Source organism: Paenibacillus algorifonticola (assembly GCF_050481745.1).
GTDB lineage: Bacteria > Bacillota > Bacilli > Paenibacillales > Paenibacillaceae > Pristimantibacillus > Pristimantibacillus algorifonticola_A.
In genome coordinates this window covers 177,671-195,755 of record NZ_JBCNGR010000002.1, presented here as the reverse complement: position 1 = coordinate 195,755, position 18,085 = coordinate 177,671, and the positions used below count along the sequence as shown (strand labels likewise).

At 47.8% G+C, this 18,085-nt stretch carries 13 protein-coding genes and 1 pseudogene; 9 read left to right on the top strand and 5 right to left on the bottom strand.

The window, feature by feature from the left end:
- Both ABEW34_RS01150 and ABEW34_RS01145 read left to right on the top strand, forming a co-directional pair.
- A pseudogene (locus ABEW34_RS01150) lies at positions 1–661 on the top strand (collagen-like protein); the annotation flags it as partial.
- Between the two features lie 48 nt (positions 662–709).
- A complete protein-coding gene (locus ABEW34_RS01145) occupies positions 710–1,789 on the top strand; it encodes a tetratricopeptide repeat-containing glycosyltransferase family 2 protein (protein WP_430154116.1) in 1,080 nt (359 codons plus the stop codon).
- A 63-nt stretch (positions 1,790–1,852) separates the two neighbouring features.
- On the opposite strand, the gene ABEW34_RS01140 is transcribed toward ABEW34_RS01145, so the two are convergent.
- Together ABEW34_RS01140 and ABEW34_RS01135 are read right to left on the bottom strand one after the other, a co-directional pair.
- On the bottom strand, positions 1,853–2,251 hold the full coding sequence (locus ABEW34_RS01140) for a RidA family protein (protein ID WP_430154115.1): 399 nt from the start codon (positions 2,249–2,251) through the stop codon (positions 1,853–1,855).
- A gap of 618 nt (positions 2,252–2,869) precedes the next feature.
- Positions 2,870–4,306, bottom strand: a complete 1,437-nt coding sequence (locus ABEW34_RS01135) for a SpoVR family protein (RefSeq protein WP_430154113.1) — start codon at positions 4,304–4,306, stop codon at positions 2,870–2,872.
- A gap of 178 nt (positions 4,307–4,484) precedes the next feature.
- Between ABEW34_RS01135 and ABEW34_RS01130 the strand changes: the two genes are divergently transcribed.
- The 6 genes from ABEW34_RS01130 to ABEW34_RS01105 all read left to right on the top strand — a co-directional run bounded on the left by ABEW34_RS01130 (position 4,485) and on the right by ABEW34_RS01105 (position 11,632).
- On the top strand, positions 4,485–5,051 hold the full coding sequence (locus ABEW34_RS01130; protein WP_430154111.1) for a Uma2 family endonuclease: 567 nt from the start codon (positions 4,485–4,487) through the stop codon (positions 5,049–5,051).
- 146 nt (positions 5,052–5,197) lie between these two features.
- Positions 5,198–6,376, top strand: coding sequence for an oxalate decarboxylase family bicupin (locus ABEW34_RS01125; RefSeq protein WP_430154109.1), 1,179 nt, complete (start codon positions 5,198–5,200; stop codon positions 6,374–6,376).
- Positions 6,377–6,506: 130 nt separating this feature from the next.
- The gene (locus ABEW34_RS01120; RefSeq protein WP_430154107.1) at positions 6,507–7,418 is read left to right on the top strand and encodes an ornithine carbamoyltransferase; all 912 of its coding nucleotides are present in this window, start codon (positions 6,507–6,509) and stop codon (positions 7,416–7,418) included.
- A 204-nt stretch (positions 7,419–7,622) separates the two neighbouring features.
- Positions 7,623–8,885: an ATP-binding protein gene (locus ABEW34_RS01115; RefSeq protein WP_430154106.1), complete on the top strand. Its 1,263-nt coding sequence runs from the start codon at positions 7,623–7,625 to the stop codon at positions 8,883–8,885.
- Between the two features lie 219 nt (positions 8,886–9,104).
- A complete protein-coding gene (locus tag ABEW34_RS01110) occupies positions 9,105–10,613 on the top strand; it encodes an alpha-N-arabinofuranosidase (protein ID WP_430154105.1) in 1,509 nt (502 codons plus the stop codon).
- 110 nt (positions 10,614–10,723) lie between these two features.
- A complete protein-coding gene (locus ABEW34_RS01105; RefSeq protein ID WP_430154103.1) occupies positions 10,724–11,632 on the top strand; it encodes an ArsR/SmtB family transcription factor in 909 nt (302 codons plus the stop codon).
- A 158-nt stretch (positions 11,633–11,790) separates the two neighbouring features.
- Here the strand turns inward: ABEW34_RS01105 and ABEW34_RS01100 are convergent, their stop codons facing one another.
- The 3 genes from ABEW34_RS01100 to ABEW34_RS01090 form a co-directional block, all read right to left on the bottom strand.
- Positions 11,791–12,264, bottom strand: coding sequence for a C40 family peptidase (locus ABEW34_RS01100; RefSeq protein ID WP_430154101.1), 474 nt, complete (start codon positions 12,262–12,264; stop codon positions 11,791–11,793).
- A gap of 302 nt (positions 12,265–12,566) precedes the next feature.
- Complete coding sequence (odhB, locus tag ABEW34_RS01095) at positions 12,567–13,820, bottom strand: 2-oxoglutarate dehydrogenase complex dihydrolipoyllysine-residue succinyltransferase (RefSeq protein ID WP_430154099.1); 1,254 nt, start codon at positions 13,818–13,820, stop codon at positions 12,567–12,569.
- 5 nt (positions 13,821–13,825) lie between these two features.
- On the bottom strand, positions 13,826–16,699 hold the full coding sequence (locus tag ABEW34_RS01090) for a 2-oxoglutarate dehydrogenase E1 component (protein ID WP_430154097.1): 2,874 nt from the start codon (positions 16,697–16,699) through the stop codon (positions 13,826–13,828).
- Positions 16,700–17,172: 473 nt separating this feature from the next.
- On the opposite strand from ABEW34_RS01090, the gene ABEW34_RS01085 reads away from it, so the two are divergent.
- The gene (locus tag ABEW34_RS01085; RefSeq protein ID WP_430154095.1) at positions 17,173–17,883 is read left to right on the top strand and encodes an S-layer homology domain-containing protein; all 711 of its coding nucleotides are present in this window, start codon (positions 17,173–17,175) and stop codon (positions 17,881–17,883) included.
- The last annotated feature ends 202 nt before the right edge of the window (positions 17,884–18,085 follow it).

Here is an 18,085-nt window from a genome sequence, read left to right as displayed (position 1 = left end):
AACCGGGGCTACGGGAGATACAGGAGCAACGGGAAACACAGGGGCGACAGGTCCAACAGGAGCAACCGGGGCAACGGGATCAACCGGGGCTACGGGTGTTACAGGAGCAACAGGAGCAACCGGAGCAACCGGAGCAACCGGTCCAACGGGAGATATAGGCCCAACAGGCCCCAACTTTGCTACCGAAGGGTTTTCGGCGTTTCTTGCAACTCTTACGACTTCTGCTAGTACGCAGCTAACGAATTGGTCAACGGCAAGCCCTTATTTTAGTGATCCCAATTTTAACGCGGTTACGGGCAATTATACGGTTCCCACAACGGGAAGATATGCAATTAAGGCCACCATCAACTATGCAACTACGGCTGTTATTTCAATTACGCTTGGAGCGGCCGTTAATCCAGCTTTTGCTGTCCAACGGACCACGCCTACTGCCACAACTTTGATTACCGGTCTGTTCCCGGTTCTCAACGTCAATGTTGCACTTGTTTTAACTTTGAGAGCGATTCTTGGCAGTGGTACGGTCACTTTAGCTGGAGACGTGACGCTTAATGCCGGTGACGTGATCGGACTTTTTTACGTGGCAAATGGTCTTACTATATCCTTGAACTTAGGCAACGGCACAACGAATGGCATTGTCTGGTCCATACACGAATTGACTTAAGAAAGGGCGACCGCTACTTGGCCCAATTTTAATATCGAGGTGAGCGAAATGATTTCCATTAGCCTTTGTATGATTGTCAAAAATGAAGAAGACACCATCGGCCGCTGCCTATCGTCCGTTCACGATTTAGTAGATGAAATTATTATTGTAGATACGGGTTCAACCGACCGTACGATATTTATCGCCAGCAACTATACGGAGCTGATTTTTGATAAGGAATGGACGGATGATTTTGCTGCGGCTCGGAACTATGCGTTCAGCAAGGCCGGGAAGGACTATATTTTTTGGCTCGATGCCGATGATGTATTGTTGGGAAATGACCGTGAAAAACTTGCCGTTCTAAAAGCAGAGCTGAGCCCAGAGGTCGATTCCGTCCGAATGAACTATCATCTAGCCTTCGATGAATATGGCAATCTGGCATCCAGCATTAGCCGCAACCGACTTGTCAAAAGGACGAACAACTACCAGTGGATTGGGGCGGTGCATGAGTATTTGGAGGTGTGGGGAAACATCGAAAGCAGCGATATTGCCATTACCCATAACAGCCTTCATCATGACCATAATCGGAATTTAATGATTTATGCAAAACGTCTGGAGCGCGGCGAGACATTTTCCCCTCGTGATCTTTATTATTATGCGAATGAGCTTCGCGATCACGAAAAATATGAACAAGCAATTCTCTATTATGAAAAATTTCTTTCGACGGGCGAAGGCTGGGTGGAGGATAATGCTGCGACATGCGGCAAGCTGGCGGATTGCTATAACCGTCTTGGAGATACAGAGCGAGAGCTCGAATCGATATTAAGATCGTTTCAATATGGCAGTCCGCGGGCGGAGTTTTGCTGCCGGCTGGGCTATTATTTTTTGCAGCAAAAAGATTTCGAGACGGCTGGTTTCTGGTATAACCTCGCAATTGAGCGTGGGCAGTCCGACCAACGGCTGGGCTTTGTCAATATGGCTTGCTCCACCTGGCTGCCGCATCTTCAGCTATGCGTCTGCTACGATCGTCTAGGGGATTACGAGCTGGCTTATCTTCATAATGAGGCTGCTCGAACTTTCCGACCCGAGGACCCCCGAGTGCTGCAAAATAAAGGTTATTTGGAGTCATTACGGCAAAAAGCGGAATAACCCTAATCAAATATAAGAAAACAGCAGCGGACTAAGTATAGCCTTAGTCTGCTGCTGCCATTTTTAAGCTTTAGCCGCCCATAGTTCAATTTCTATTTTTATTTCTGGCAGCCCTAATTCCGTAAGATAACCAATCGTCATAGAGGGATAATGAATGCCAAAAAGTTCTGCCCATTTTTCGTAGAGATATTCCCAATCTATTTTTTCAGTGGCCCATATGTTCACCTTAATAATATGATCGGAGTTTAATTGTTCGGAGTTGAGTAAAATGTTGATATTAGCAAACGTATTGTTGATTTGTTCATTTAAAGTATTCGGGATGCTGCCGTTTTGGTCCGTTCCGATTTGGCCAGAAGTAACATACAGCTCAGCGTTTCTCGGAATTTTTGTAAGGTGGCTGTAATTCCCTACTGGACTAGGCATTCCTGCTGGATTTTTTCTAGTGATCCCTAAATTGTTCATGCATCTTCGCCTCTCATTTTAAGATTTCTGCCATTTTCATCCAACTATTTTGGGCACACTTCACCCGTAAAATGGATTTTAGAAAAAAACAGCAGTCGAGTATCCGTAGCCAGAGGATATGAAAGGCAAGGATCTTTTCTTCATGAACGGACACTCCTTTCTCTTAAAATTAGGAAGATGTAATCTATGGTAAAGTTTAAGCGAAACAATATGCGGAGTCAAATTCCGGCGATCTCTACAGCCAAATCAATCTGCTGTTTGGCTATAGAGCGCGAGGGTTTATAGGATTTTTTTACTTATACTTATTATCCCCTTAGCTCAGAAACACGGATTGGATGATTGCAAAAAGGTTAATGGCCTAATCGAGAAAAGATTTTTTATCCCCGATGTAAGGGGCGACGCTCGTTCTGAGCTAAGGGGATAACCTGCAAAAGCAAAACGAATAGGTAAGAGAAAGAGAAAGGTCTGGTTAAGGGGGAGGGGGATAGCTCGGGAGAGAGGAAATAGGGGAGAGCCGGCGAGCGGACGGAGCTATCAATTTGTAAAAAAAAGCGGGAAGCTGCCCCAAAGCAGCTTCCCGCCTTTTTGTCCCAAAAAGCCATTAAGCGCGATTAAGCGTTACACAAACTTTCGGCTCGTTTTTTTGCCGTCGCAGCTGAACACGATTTTTTTGTCCTCGACGACGGTTTCGAGATGGACCGACTTGCCCCAGAGATGGACGACATGCGGCAGTGTACGCTCAACATATTTCAGATCGAGCTCCATGCCTTCGTACTTGTGAAGCAGGTAGAGCTCGCCTACACGGTTAAAATCGCCATCTGTGACGAACAGGCTGGGGAAGCCGCCGTTCACTTTAGAATAAACAAGCTGGTCGCGGATATTTTCCCACGATTTATCGGTTATTTTCCACTCCGGCCCTTTCTTCTCGAAAACATACAGGTCCAGATCCTTGACCAAATCCTTGGTCAAATAGTTGCGGAGAAACGAAATGTCCGAATCAAGCTCGCGCACCTCGAACATTTTTTCCCGGCCTTTGCCCGGCACGCGCCCGAAGCGCCGCTGCTCCTCTATTGTCGGCTTATCCCAGCGCTTCTCAATATCCTCGAAAATTTTCAGCCCCAAATAATACGGATTCAGCGTATGCCGGGAGGGCACGACGACGGAGGAGTTCAGCTTGGCAAATTCTATCGTTTCCTCGCTTGTCAGGTCGAGCTCGCGAATAATGCGCTGATGCCAGTAAGAAGCCCAGCCTTCGTTCATAATTTTCGTTTCCAGCTGCGGCCAAAAATAAAGCATCTCATCGCGCATCATCGACATAATATCGCGCTGCCAGTCCGTAAGCTGAGGCGAGTACTCCTCAATAAACCAGATCAAGTCCTTTTCCGGTGCTGGCGGAAAATGTTTTGGCGGCGGCGCTTGATCCTGGCGATTGGCATCATCCGGGTCAAGCCCCCATAGATCCTCATATTCGGAAGGAATAGCCGTGCTGACCGAACGGTTCTGCTCCGTCGTCAGCATTTCAATATAACGGGTTTTATCGAGCTGGTATGGCTTAATAATCGCGGAGTCCACATGCTCCTGAATGGCAAGCACGGCATCGATAAATTTTTCGACGGCTTCCAGACCGTAATCCATTTCATACTGCTGAATGCGTTCAGCTGTAGCGGACATGCTCTCGACCATATTGCGGTTGGAGGTGCTGAAACGGGCGTTATTTTTGAAGAAATCACAATGGGCGAGAACGTGCGCAACGATCAGCTTGTTCTGAATAAGTGAATTGCCCTGCAGCAGGAAGGCGTAGCAGGGGTTGGAGTTAATGACGAGCTCGTAAATTTTGCTAAGGCCAAAATCATATTGCATCTTCATTTTGTTGAAGGTTTTCCCAAAGCTCCAGTGGCTGTAGCGCGTCGGCATGCCGTAAGCGCCAAACGTATAAATAATGTCGGCTGGACAAATCTCATACCTCATCGGATAGAAATCGAGGCCAAAGCCTTGAGCGATTTCCGTAATTTCATCGATGGACCGCTCCAATGCACGGATCTCATCCTGGTTCATCAGCCATCCCCCCGTACTTGATAATACCGTTCATACCATAGGTATGTGCAGTGGGCCAAGTTTATGACGGGAAGGGGGAGATGCTTGTAAAGGTGGATTTTGGTTAAAGCCGGGAACATGCTACAATACTAATATAGGAAAGATATAATGAACGTTTTAGTTGAGGGGGGCGAGTATCTTGTCACATCCGGATGAGAAAAAAACGCATACCTACGAGGATTGGCTAACTTGGGATGGATCATGGGAACTTATTGATGGAAAAGTTTTTAATATGTCTCCGGCTCTGACCTCGTTGCATCAATATATTGTCGGGGAGCTTTATTTTGCCCTTCGTACGTTTTTTCAAAATCGGAACTGCTATGTATTTATGGCACCCTTTGATGTGTTTTTCAGTGAAAGCGGGGATTTTCAATCACCTGATCATATCGTACAGCCGGACCTTTCAGTCGTTTGTTCCAAGGACCAAATTTCAAAGAGGGGATGTAATGGTGCTCCCGCATTAATCATTGAGGTGCTGTCACCATCAACCGCATTGAAGGACTTTAATGAAAAGTTCAATCTCTATCAAAAATTTGGGGTGCAGGAATATTGGATTGCCGACCCGGGCAACCGGACGGTTCATGTTTATGCGCTGCAGGACGGCAGCTATCAGGTGCGTCATTTGTTTACGGAGCAGGAAATGGTTCAGTCCAGCGTTTTTAAAGATCTACAAGTTCCGATGAACAAGCTGTTTCATATGGAGTAATTTATAGTTAAAACCGGCTGGAGCTGCGCTAGCCGGTTTTTTTTTGCCTATAGCGATTGTACTGAAAACTCATAATTTCAGCCTCCAAGCATATATTGGCAGATAGTGAATGCGCAGTCTACCTTTGTACAGGAGGATGGTCATTGATGAGCGAATCTGAAAATACGAGGCCGAAATACCCGCACATCCCTCAGCCGATTCGGAGTGACGGTGCTGGAGGCCCGGATTTAGGGCCGCGTGATGTAATGAGGGATTTGGAAAATCCGGATATGCTAGTTCCGCCTGTAACGGATGCAGGTCTCGTTCCCAATATGAAATTTTCATTTTCGGATGCCCATATGCAGTTGAATCAAGGGGGCTGGTCCCGTGAGGTAACGGCTCGAGAGCTGCCGATTGCAACAACGCTTGCAGGAGTCAATATGTCGCTAATAGCGGGTGGAGTCAGAGAAATGCATTGGCATCAACAGGCAGAATGGTCCTACATGCTGCTTGGAAATGCAAGGATTACAGCGGTGGACCAGAACGGGAAAAATTTCATAGCTGATATCGGGCCGGGCGACTTGTGGTATTTTCCACCGGGCATTCCTCATTCCATTCAAGGGCTGGAAGGGGGCTGCGAGTTTCTGCTCGTGTTTGACGATGGGAATTTCTCGGATTTAAACACCTTGTCGATTTCCGATTGGTTTGCCCATACGCCGAAGGAAGTGCTGTCGGCCAATTTTGGCGTGCCTGAAAATGAGTTTGACCATATTCCCGATGATCAGGTTTATATTTATAAAGGCGCGGTTCCCGGTTCCCTAGAGAGCCAGAAGGTAGAATCTCCATACGGAACAATCCCGCAGTCCTTTAAGTTTGAGCTGTTGAAGCAGACGCCTATCCTTACGCCAGGAGGCAGTGTAAGAATCGTCGATTCTTCCAACTTTCCAGCATCCAAAGCGATTGCAGCAGCACTTGTAGAAATTAAGCCTGGCGCTATGCGCGAGCTGCATTGGCATCCGAATAACGACGAGTGGCAATATTATTTATCGGGCCAAGGCCGAATGACTGTATTTACCGGCAATGGAAATGCAAGAACGTATGATGTGCGGGCTGGCGATGTGGGATATGTGCCATTTGCCTGCGGTCATTATGTGCAGAATACCGGAAAAACAACATTATGGTTTCTGGAAATGTTCAAAAGCGACCGCTTCGCCGATGTTTCCCTTAATCAATGGATGGCGCTCACTCCGACCGAGCTTGTAAAAAGCAATCTCAACGTAGGGGACGCGTTTGTATCCAAGCTGCGCAAAGAGAAATGGCCGGTGGTCAAATATCCCGGCTTTTAAAGCCGGACTAGGGCTGGACTATGTCCGGCTGAGCTTGGCCTATGGAAGAGGCTGGACAAAAGCAGGCAAATTCGCTATTATGAATAATAATTCAGTATAACGAATAATTATTCATTAAGGAGTGTTACGCTTGCAGCATTTTTTATCTTTTGAGCACATAACGAAGGAGCAGCTTCAGAGTATCATTGAACAGGCGGTTGAAATAAAGCGCAATCCGCAACTTTACAGCAAGGCGGCTGACAACAAGGGGCTGTTGATGTTTTTTCAAAAAAGCTCGACAAGGACGAATCTTTCGTTTCAATCCGGCATGAACCAGCTTGGCGGCTATGTCGTTCCGATGGACTGGAACAGCAGCAACTTCAGCCTTTCGCCCATTCAGTACGAGTCGCGCTACGTCTCAAGAAACAGCGATATCATTATGGCACGGCTCAAAAATCATGCTGATTTGCTGGAGCTGGCGCGTTATGCGACCGTTCCGGTCATCAATGGCTGCTGTGACAAATATCATCCATGTCAGGCTCTGGCCGATCTGATGACGATCTATGAGGTGGCGGGTACGTTTTCTGGTGTAACGCTCACCTATGTGGGGATTCACAATAATGTGGCCAATTCGCTCGTGGAAGGCTGCATGCTGCTCGGCATCAAGCTGCTGCTTGTAACGCCGATCATTAATGAACCATCGTGGGATCAGTTGCTGATGGATAACGCGCTGCAAAGCGGCTGGGTGGAACAGCTCGACAGCTTGCAGGATGCAGCCGCACAATCTCAATTTGTATACACGGATACATGGATTGATATGGAGTTTTATCAAGAGGCATTTTATCAGGAGGAGAAGCAGCGCCGTATTAAGGTGATGCTGCCGTATCAATTAAGCAGCAGCACTCTTGCGGGCTGCACGCCTTACATTATGCATGATATGCCGATTCATCCGGGCTTTGAAATATCAGAGGAGCTGGTAGAATCGGAGCATTCGGTCATTTACCAGCAGGCGGAAAATCGGATGCATGCTCAAAAAGCGCTGCTGCTTCATCTCCTTCCATAAGTTTCCGGCTTCGTCAGCGGGACATGCCTTCAAATAAAGTTGGAGGGCATATCCTGCTGGCGAGCCGGATTTTTTTTATAATTGAAACAAGCCATTGGCAATGAAAGGTTATGTATAGTAATATAAAATTGTGATCTTATCAAATTTCTTAAATACAATTTTTGTAAGAAAATATTATATGAGAGAGAGTATGAGGATAAAATTGTGCTTCATCTTACGTTAGAATCAATCATTCACGGGCTGTTGTATATTATGGCGGCTGCACTTATGTTTATTGTTTTTACCCCAAGATCGCTGTCCTCTACATTAAAACGTAGGCTGCTTTTTGTAGGGCTGCTCGTCGTATTTACAACGGTATTTCTGAGCTTGGAGGAAATTGATTCCCTTGTCTATGCGCTGCATCTCACTTCCGTCTCTCTGGCACTCGCTGTGCTTTATGAAGGATTGCTCCCGGGCGTAGTTACGGGAATGGTGCTTTTCTTTGGCGGTACTTTGCTCTATGGCAACCATTGGCTGCCTACAGGAACAGCTATCAGCGTGCTGCTGCTGACAGGATTGCTTTTCCACTTTAAAATAAAGCCTAACACCCAGCAAAAGCTAAGCCTTGTGAATCTGTTCCTAGTCTTGTTATACATGCTGATTTATATTGGTGTTTCCCTGGCGCTTGGACATGCTTTAAATGTGCTGCAGCTCGGTATAATTGCTGTTGGGGTGGCATTTTCATCGTTGCTGGTCAGCTTTATTTATTTTAATGTGAAAAATCGGGAATGGTACGAGCAAATGCTCATCATCTCCGAAAAAAATCAAATCGTTGGCGAGCTCGCTGCCTCTATTTCGCATGAAATCCGCAACCCGCTTACTACGACGCGAGGCTTTCTGCAATTAATGAGCAGGGAGCCGCTCGACCGCGAGACGTTCGAGCGTTACCGCACCTATGCTTTTGAAGGGATCGATCATGCCAATGCAATTATTACCGACTATTTGAATTTTTCGAAGCCTAGTGAAGAAGAGCGGCGGCTGCTGAATGTGAAGGATGAAATCGACGGAGTTATTCCTTGGCTGAAGCCTTATTCGGCGCTGTCGAACATAACCGTTGAGGTGTATCATTTATCGAAGGAGCCGCTCATTATTTGCGGCGAGGTCAAGAAATTTCAGCAGTGTATGCTCAACATCATGAAAAATGGCATTGAGGCTATGCCTGAAGGTGGCAAGCTGACGGTGCAGACTGAGCTAGTGCGCAATAAAATTCAAATTCTCGTCCGGGATACGGGCTGCGGGATGGATCGCTCCCAGGTTAAGCGGTTAGGCTTGCCCTATTATACGACGAAGGAGCGCGGCACCGGGCTCGGACTAATGGTCGTCATGAATATGGTCAGGGAAATGAATGGAAAAATATTTTTCCACAGTAAAATGAATCATGGCACGATATGCGAGCTTCAGCTCGAGCGGGCTGCTGCTTCAGAATGACGAAGCAAGCAAGCTTGGCAGGAAGCCAATAGCGGACAATGACGGTTGAAGGAGGCTGCGAAGGCAGCTCTTTCAACCGTTTTTTCATATGAAAAAAAAGGTTGGAAGCGTTATGAATTCGTGCTTGCGTTCTGCTGCTGCATAGTGTTTAATGAAACTATACATTGTAATTTTATTAGTCGGTTAACAAAAATATTAATCTTATGAGGTGAGCTGAACATGTCCAAACAAGCAAAGCTGATCGTTGATAAGGATTTTGTAGTAGGTGAGGTTGATAAAAGAATTTATGGCTCGTTTATCGAGCATTTGGGCCGGGCGGTATATGGCGGTATTTATGAAAAGGACCATCCACAGGCGGATGAACAGGGCTTTCGCTCCGATGTGCTGGAGCTTGTAAAAGGGCTGGATGTGCCGATTGTGCGTTATCCCGGCGGCAACTTCGTTTCAGGCTACAACTGGGAAGATGGCGTAGGCCCGCTTGATCAGCGCCCGCGGCGTTTGGAGCTTGCTTGGCGCACCATTGAGCCAAACTGGATTGGCTTTAATGAATTTATGGACTGGTGCCGCAAAGCGAATACGGATGCAATGATGGCGGTCAATTTGGGGACGAGAGGCCCTGATGAGGCACGTAACCTGCTTGAATATTCCAATCATCCTTCAGGAACGTATTGGAGTGATTTGCGCGTGCAGCACGGCTACAAGGAGCCGCACAACGTCAAAACCTGGTGCCTCGGCAATGAAATGGACGGCCCTTGGCAGATCGGCGCTAAAACCGCCGTCGAGTATGGACGTATCGCCAGCGAGACTGCAAAGGTTATGCGCTGGGTTGATCCAACGATTGAGCTTGTCGCTTGCGGCAGCTCAGCAATCGGCATGCCGACCTTCCCGGATTGGGAAGCAACGGTGCTTGATTTAGCTTATAATGATGTGGATTATATTTCACTGCATCAATATTACGGCAACCGCGAGAAGGATACGGCGAATTTCCTGGCGCAATCCGTGGGAATGGACTCCTTCATTAATACGGTCATTTCAACAGCCGACTTCGTACAGGCGAAGAAACGCAGCAAGAAGAAAATCAACCTTTCCTTCGATGAGTGGAACGTATGGTTCCATTCCAATGAATCGGACAAAAAGCTGGATCCTTGGCAAATTGCCCCTCCACAGCTGGAAGATATTTATACGCAGGAGGATGCGCTGGTCGTCGGATGTATGCTGATCAGCCTGCTCAAGCGTGCCGATCGGGTGAAGATGGCTTGCATCGCGCAGCTCGTCAATGTCATCGCTCCTATTATGACGACGAACGGCGGAGGCGCATGGAAGCAGACGATCTATTATCCGTATATGCACGCAAGCCTGTTCGGCAGAGGCGAGGTGCTTGTGCCGCTCATGAGCTCGCCTAAGCATGACACTAAAGATTTTACAGATGTGCCTTATATTGAGGCTGTAGCGGTGCATAATGAAGAGAAGCAAGAGGTTACAGTATTTGCGGTGAATCGTCATCTGGAAGAAAGCATTTCGTTCGATATCGACCTGCGCAGCTTCGGTCAAGGACGCATTTTGGAGCATATTGTTTTGGAAAATGAGGATTTGTCCGCTTCCAATACTGCCGATGCGCCAAACCGCGTGACTCCGCACACGAATGGCAGCGCGGCATTAACGGATAAAGGCCAAATCCAAGCTGTGCTGAACAAAGCGTCATGGAATGTCATTCGAATTAAACTGTAGAGTCTAATGGGGAACAATCGCAAGCTTAGCTCGGGTGAGAAGGGCTATACAGGCGGTTGTTCCCTCTCGTTTCATTTTATGCGATGATAAGAGGAAGGAGGGTGAACAGGGTGATTAAAGCCAATACAGATATAGCTTGGCTGCCGCTCTATGAGGCGCTGTCGAGCCATGTGCGGCTTCATATTATAGATTTGCTGGCAGTAAGCCCGATGAATGTCAAAGAGCTTGCAGAGGCGCTGGGGCTCAGCAGCGCGATTGTGACGATGCATATCCGCAAGCTGGAGAAGGCGAATCTCATTGAGACGAAGATGGTGCGCAAGCAGGGAGGCACGCATAAAATATGTACGCTCGCCGAGCAGCATATAGAAATAGAGTTGCCCCATCATACACGCGAAGTGAAAAAAATGCATGAAAGCACGGTGCCGATCGGACATTACACCGAATATGAAGTGCATCCAACCTGCGGCATCGCGACGGTGGAGAAGGTCATTGGTCAATTCGATGATCCGCGCTTTTTTCTAGAGCCGGAGCGGATGAATGCAGGCATTTTATGGTTTGGCCGGGGATACGTCGAATATAAAATCCCTAATTATTTGCTGCCAGGGCAGCGGCCGAGCGCATTTGAGCTTGTGCTTGAGCTGGGCTCCGAGGCACCAGGGTATAACCCGAACTGGCTGTCCGATATTAGCTTCAGCTTAAATGGAACGACCATTGGCAAGTGGACAAGCCCTGGCGATTACGGGGGTACCCGCGGCAAGTTTTCTCCTTTCTGGTGGCATAGCAACCTGAATCAATATGGCTTGCTCAAAGTCATTCGCGTGCAGGAGGATGGCACCTTTGTGGATGGGCAGCAGGTAAGCGACACTAGCGTGCAGCAGATTACACTCGATCGTAATCACTGGACGCTGCGCATCTCGGTAGATAAGGATGCTGCGCATGTAGGCGGCCTTACCCTGTATGGCAAGGGCTTCGGTAATTACAATCAGGATATGATGTTCCGGGTTTATTACGAGGAATAAACACATGAATAAAAGCCGTATCGCAGTCAGGTTGGGGGAAACGCTGACGATTGCGATACGGCTTTTATTTCATCGAGAAACGGTAGCTTTGCCGCCAGAGGACGGCGCCAGTCGTTTTTCTTAGTAGAGGCGTTTGTGTGAGTTAGAACAAATTCATGTTAGAGCACGCGACGTGCCGTTGCATAATTTTTGCTCCACCAGCTGGAGCTTAAGCTCGTAACGGTCACTCCAGGAGCGCCGTATGTATGAATGATTTGATTATTGCCGATATAAATGCCGACGTGATGAATAGGGGAATAGAAGAAAACGAGATCGCCAACCTTCAAATTGCTTCGAGATACGAACGAACCGACTTTGGATTGTTCCTTCGAGCTTCTCGGCAAAGAAACGCCAACCTTGGCAAAAACATATTTGGTGAAGGAAGAACAGTCAAAAACGCGAGTCGAGCTAGTTGGAGCACTGAATTGATAAGGTGTTCCCATAAAGCCTTTTGCCACCGAAACGATTTTGGATTGGGTGGAGGCGGACGCCGCATAAGCTGCCGGTGCTTGTGTAAAAGGAACAGCAGATAAAGTAAGCGATGCGGTAAGTGCAAGGGATGCAGCCAGTTTGCCAAAACGAAGTTTTTTCATGATGTGAATGTCCTCTCTTCTTTGGGTTGATAGCTTGTCTATTTGTTCATAGCTATACAATACCACAATTAAAATTGAGAGTAATTTCCTCTGAGACCATAAAACTAGATTTAATAGTGTTTTGATACCAATTGTTAAAAATAGATGAGAAACTTCTCATTCAAATATAAGCTAAAATGAGAAGAAAAATGAATGATTACGCATTCATTAGTTATTTTTTGTAAGTAAAAAATAACCCCCATGACCTTTTAGGCCATGGGGGTTATGCGTGTCATCATTTATTCGTTCACCGGTTATGCTTATTAACCTTCAAGCAGAAGCGTTTCTGGATCTTCAAGCATTGCTTTCACTTTAACGAGGAAGCGTACCGCTTCAGCGCCGTCTACGATGCGGTGATCGTAGGAAAGGGCGATGTACATCATAGGACGGTTCTCGGAGCGCTCAGCGTCGATAGCAACTGGACGAAGCTGAATTTTGTGCATGCCCAGAATACCAACTTGCGGTGCGTTAATGATTGGCGTGGACAGCAGCGAGCCGAACGTGCCACCATTTGTAATTGTGAATGTACCGCCTTGCAGGTCTGACAATCCGAGCGAGTTCGTACGGGCTTTGCCGGCAAGGTCAACGATCGAGCGTTCGATTTCAGCGAAGCTCAGACGGTCCGCATCACGGACAACCGGAACAACAAGACCTTCCTTAGCCGATACGGCAATACCGATATCATAGAACTGCTTCACAATAATATCTTCGCCTTCGATTTCAGCGTTTAGCAGCGGAAACTCTTTCAGTGCGCCAACGACAGCTTTCGTGAAGAAGGACATAAAACCAAGACCAACCTCATGCTTGTCCAAGAACGATTGTTTCCGGCGTTTACGGATGTCCATAATAGCGGTCATATCTACTTCATTGAACGTCGTAAGCATAGCTGCTGTTCTTTGAGCTTCAACCAGACGATTTGCAATCGTTGCCCGGCGACGCGACATTTTTTTGCGCTCGTAAGGCTTAGCCGATTGGAATTTAGGTGCAGCTGGCGCTTTTGCAGCAGGAGCAGCCGGTGCTTGCGGCGCTGCCGGCTGTGTGCCGTGCGAGCGAACATCATCGGAGCTAACGCGGCTAAGCGGATCGCGGGATTGGACCTGCGACAGGTCAATGCCTTTTTCTCTTGCAAGCTTTCTTGCAGCAGGGGAAGCAGCAACTTGACCGCCTTTGCTGTCTGCTTCTGCTACAGGAGGCGCAATAGGTGCCGCTTGCGCTGGAGCTGCTGCTTCAACAGCTGGAGCAGCCTTCGCTGGCTCAGCTGCAGGGGCGGACGGAGCCGCTCCGCCTGCTGCAATGGAGCCGATAGCTTCGCCGATTTGAACCGTATCGCCTTCGCTGCGTGTAATCTCTTGAATCGTGCCATCCTGCTCGGCGCTGATTTCGATGTTGACTTTATCTGTCTCAAGCTCCAGCAGCACATCGCCTTGCTTAACCGAATCTCCTACCTTAACAATCCACTTGGAAATCGTGCCTTCCGTAATCGATTCTCCCATTGCTGGTACTATAATTTGTTGCACAGTGGCTACCTCCCTGAGTTGTATGTCAATGACGGACTATGTTTCAATGTTTGCAAAATAATATGCTGCTGTTCAAAAGCGTGTACTTGCTGGAAACCGCTCGCTGTGCTGGAACGCTCTGGGCGTCCAATATAGCTTACGCTTGTACCTTCAGGCGCAAGCGCACGGATGCGCGGATCGGCATAATGCCACGAGCCCATGTTTTTCGGCTCTTCTTGAACCCACACAATTTCCTTCAGTTGAGGGAAGCGGGCAATAATTTCAGCAATTTCTTTCTCAGGGAACGGATACAGCTGCTCGACTCGAGTAATGTGCAGCCAATCCAGATCTTTCCCTTGCTCCTTCTCGATTGCATCTTCCAGATCGATTGCAATCTTGCCTGTGCACAAAATCAGGCGCTCTACGCGCTCTGGCTTGCTGCCGAGGCTCGGCTGCTCAACGACCAGCTTGAACGAGCCATTACTAAGCTCGGAAGCGTTGGAAGCGACGCGCGGGTTACGAATCAAGCTCTTAGGAGCCATAATAATCAACGGACGTGCAGCTTCGCTTTCCGTAATGGAAGCTTGGCGGCGCAAAATATGATAATACTGCGCTGCGCTCGTCAAGTTGGCAACCGTCCAGTTTTCTTCGCCTGACAGCTGCAGGAAGCGCTCCAGACGTGCACTGGAATGCTCGGGCCCTTGTCCTTCATAGCCATGCGGCAGGAGCATAACAATGCTGGATTTTTGCGACCATTTCGAACGGCCAGCGGAAATGAACTGGTCAATAAGCACTTGCGCGACGTTAGTGAAATCGCCATATTGCGCTTCCCAGATGACCATCGTTTCCGGTGCGTGTACGTTATAGCCATATTCAAAGCCTAGAACAGCAGCTTCGGAAAGCGGGCTGTTATGAATGGCGAACGATGCTTTCGCCTGCGGCATTTGGTGCAGCGGGCAGAACGTTTCGCCTGTTTCAGCATCATGCAGCACGAGATTGCGGTGAGCAAATGTAGCGCGCTCAACATCTTGGCCGCTAAGTCTGATCGGCTTGCCGTCAGCGAGAATCGTAGCAAAGGCAAGCGTCTCCGCATGGCCCCAATCAAGCTTCTCGCCTTCGTTTAATGCATTCGTGCGGCGCTCCAAAATCTTCTGCAGCTTCGGATATACCGTGAAGCTTTCAGGGAAACGAAGCAGCTCGGTATTAATCGATTGCAGGGTTTCAATGGATACAGGGGAAACGGAAGTCGTGATATCCTTTTCGCCTTGCAGTCCTTGTGTCTGATGAACGGGCTCTTGGCCATCACGTGCCTTCACTTCATCATAAGCTGATTTCAGGCGGTCAATAACGCCTTGCTTAAGCTCGGCTACTTCAGCTTCTGTAATAGCGCCAGCTGCAATCAATCTATCAGAGTAGATTTTGCTTACTGTTGCGTGAGCCCGTACTTTCTTATAGATAAGAGGTTGAGTCGTTTCCGGATCATCCGTCTCATTGTGTCCATATTTACGGTAGCCAATCAGGTCAACTAGGAAATCCTTCTTGAAAAGCGTACGGTATTCGCTGGCCATCCGCGCTGCAAAAATGCAAGCTTCCGGATCATCAGCATTAACGTGCACGATTGGAATTTCATAGCCTTTAGCCACATCGCTTGCGTATTGCGTCGAACGGGAATCATGGCTTTCTGTAGTAAAGCCAATGCGGTTGTTGACGATCACATGAAGCGTACCGCCGCTGGTATAGCCTCTCAGCTGTGCGATGTTCAATGTTTCCGCTACGATGCCTTCGCCAGGGAATGCCGCATCACCATGCATAACAATAGAAGCAGCTGTGTCCAGGTTCGTTACCGGATAACCAGGCTTGCTGCGATCATCCTGTGCTGCACGAGCAAAGCCGCCGACAACCGGGTTGACGAATTCAAGATGGCTCGGGTTGTTCGCAAGCGTAATGCGAGTTTCAACCGTTTCGCCAGTCTTGAACGAACGATTGGCGCCCAAGTGGTACTTCACATCGCCAGTCCAGCCGTAGTTGATGCCGATCGAGCCTTCGGACGGAATAAGCTTCTTGTTCGGCGAGTTGTAGAACTCGGAGAAGATTTTGGTATATGGCTTGCCCAGTACATGCGCCAAAATATTAAGGCGCCCACGGTGTGCCATGCCCATCGCAATTTGGCTCACACCGTCATTTGACAGCTCGTGAACCAATTCATCGACTATAGCTACAAGCACGTCGTTGCCTTCAACGGAAAACCGTTTTTGACCAACAAAGGTGCGCTGCAGAAAATCTTCAAATTGCTCTGCTTCAAATAGCTTGACGAGCAGCTTCTTGCGTTCTTCCTTGTTGAGTGCAGCAGAAGGCAGCTCGCGCTCAACGCGCTTCTTGAGCCAAGCACGTTCCGCTTCATCATGCACATGGCTGAATTCGAAAGCAAGCGTACCTGTGTAAGCTTTAAGCAGCTTCTGGATGGCTTCCCATGCATTAGCAACATCGGAAGGGGCATTCGTCCATACGAGCTCAGCAGGTAAAGCCAGCAGATCCGTCTGAGTGATGCCATACGTTTCCGGGCTTAGCATCTTCGTATTTGATTTAGGTCCGATATCGAGCGGATCAATATCAGCCGCCAAATGACCGAAAGCGCGAATGTTCCATACAAGCTTGCCGGCAGCGACCAAATTTTGAAGCGTTTTCGCATCGATTGAAGCAGCGCCCACCGTTTGAGGTGCAGCGGCAGTTTGACCTGCATAAGCAGGCGGCTCGCCAAAGCGAGCAAATAAATCGCGGTATTCAGATGTTACGGTTTCCGGGTTTTGTTTAAATAGCTCATATTGTTCTTGGATGTACCCATAGTTGGGGCCATAATAGCCTTCCCACGGGTTTGGGTTAGTTTCATTGCCAATCGACATTTTCGACAGATACCTCCGTCTTTGAATTTTGTAAGTTTATGGACGGAATCAGAACTAGCATATGACTTCATTATAGTACAGAACGACATGGAAACTTAAATAACGATTATGTATCATAACTATCTTGAAAATAGATCAATCGGTGAGCCGCTAGTCCATCTTCTCAGTCTCTCCCATTTATCGGTTATTCAAAACCGATTGTTAAGGGCTTTGAACAAAAAATGTATGCCCTTTCAATTTATACGAAGCAGCCTGCCTAAAGTTTCAATTGTCCATTCTTAGAGGCAGCGGTAAATTTCTCTTTTGCCGGTTATCCCCTTAGCTCAGAAAAGGGTGGGACACTGCAAGCGGCGAGCTGTTTCTGAGCTATGGGGATAACGGCTCAAAGCGAAAGGAAGAGGCTGCAACCTTTTTGAAACAGGCATCGTTTATAGGAATAGAACGCGTTCAACAACTAAAGGAGATTGATTCTAATGAAGAAACGTATAGCAACAGCATCTATTTCTGCTGCCGTGGCTCTATCGGTAGCGCTGACAGGTCAGGCTTTCGCAGCAAGTTCATTTACGGATATCGCAACCTCCCCGCAGAAGGCGCAAATTGAGACGCTTCAAGGGCTCGGAATTGTAAATGGCGTATCGCAATCGCTGTTCCAGCCGGAAGAAAACTTAACAAATGCACAAGGTATTTCGCTTATTGTAAAGACGACGCAAATTAGCCTTGCCGCCATTTCATTTAATAAAGGTCCAGAAGCAGAAGGCATCTTTGATCATGTGAAAAATAATGCCTGGTACGCGGACAGCTTCATCATTGCGCACTACAACGGACTCGACATTCCAGCGAGCATCGATCCGAATGCCCCAATGACGCGCGAACAGTTCACCCATTACCTCGTACAGGCGCTGGAAAAGACCGGACAATACCCGTTGATCAAAATGTATGTCGTCATTTCGGACGAGAGTGACATTACGACTGAATATCAAGGCACAATTCAACGCGCTTTGCTATACAAGCTTACTGCTTTGGATGATAAAGGCGAATTCCATCCACAGCAAATTTTAAATCGTGCTGAATCCACAGCGATGCTGTACAATGCGCATCAATTCATTAAAGAACATAATGAGCAGCTTGAAGGAGAGGCTGGCGACCAGTCACTTGAAGAGCAAGGGGTAAAGCCAGCACAGTAATGAACGTTTAACAGCAGCATAGAAGCCTCCAACCCTACTGTAAGAAGTGGGGTTGGAGTTTTTTTCGTTTGAGTTTATGAAAACGCTGTTTTATTGACGGTTTTTTTGGTCCAGGCCTAAACGCGTGCTTGTTTGCATATACAGGAAGATGCTAGACTAAAGTTGTATGAAAAATCAACAGCAGCTTGCGTGAAATCACGAT

Coding starts and splice junctions, on each gene's coding strand:
- ABEW34_RS01145 (WP_430154116.1), top strand. CDS start 710: ATGATTTCCATTAGCCTTTGTATGATTGTCAAAAATGAAGAAGACACC.
- ABEW34_RS01140 (WP_430154115.1), bottom strand. CDS start 2,251: ATGAACAATTTAGGGATCACTAGAAAAAATCCAGCAGGAATGCCTAGT.
- ABEW34_RS01135 (WP_430154113.1), bottom strand. CDS start 4,306: ATGAACCAGGATGAGATCCGTGCATTGGAGCGGTCCATCGATGAAATT.
- ABEW34_RS01125 (WP_430154109.1), top strand. CDS start 5,198: ATGAGCGAATCTGAAAATACGAGGCCGAAATACCCGCACATCCCTCAG.
- ABEW34_RS01110 (WP_430154105.1), top strand. CDS start 9,105: ATGTCCAAACAAGCAAAGCTGATCGTTGATAAGGATTTTGTAGTAGGT.
- ABEW34_RS01100 (WP_430154101.1), bottom strand. CDS start 12,264: ATGAAAAAACTTCGTTTTGGCAAACTGGCTGCATCCCTTGCACTTACC.
- ABEW34_RS01090 (WP_430154097.1), bottom strand. CDS start 16,699: ATGTCGATTGGCAATGAAACTAACCCAAACCCGTGGGAAGGCTATTAT.
- ABEW34_RS01085 (WP_430154095.1), top strand. CDS start 17,173: ATGAAGAAACGTATAGCAACAGCATCTATTTCTGCTGCCGTGGCTCTA.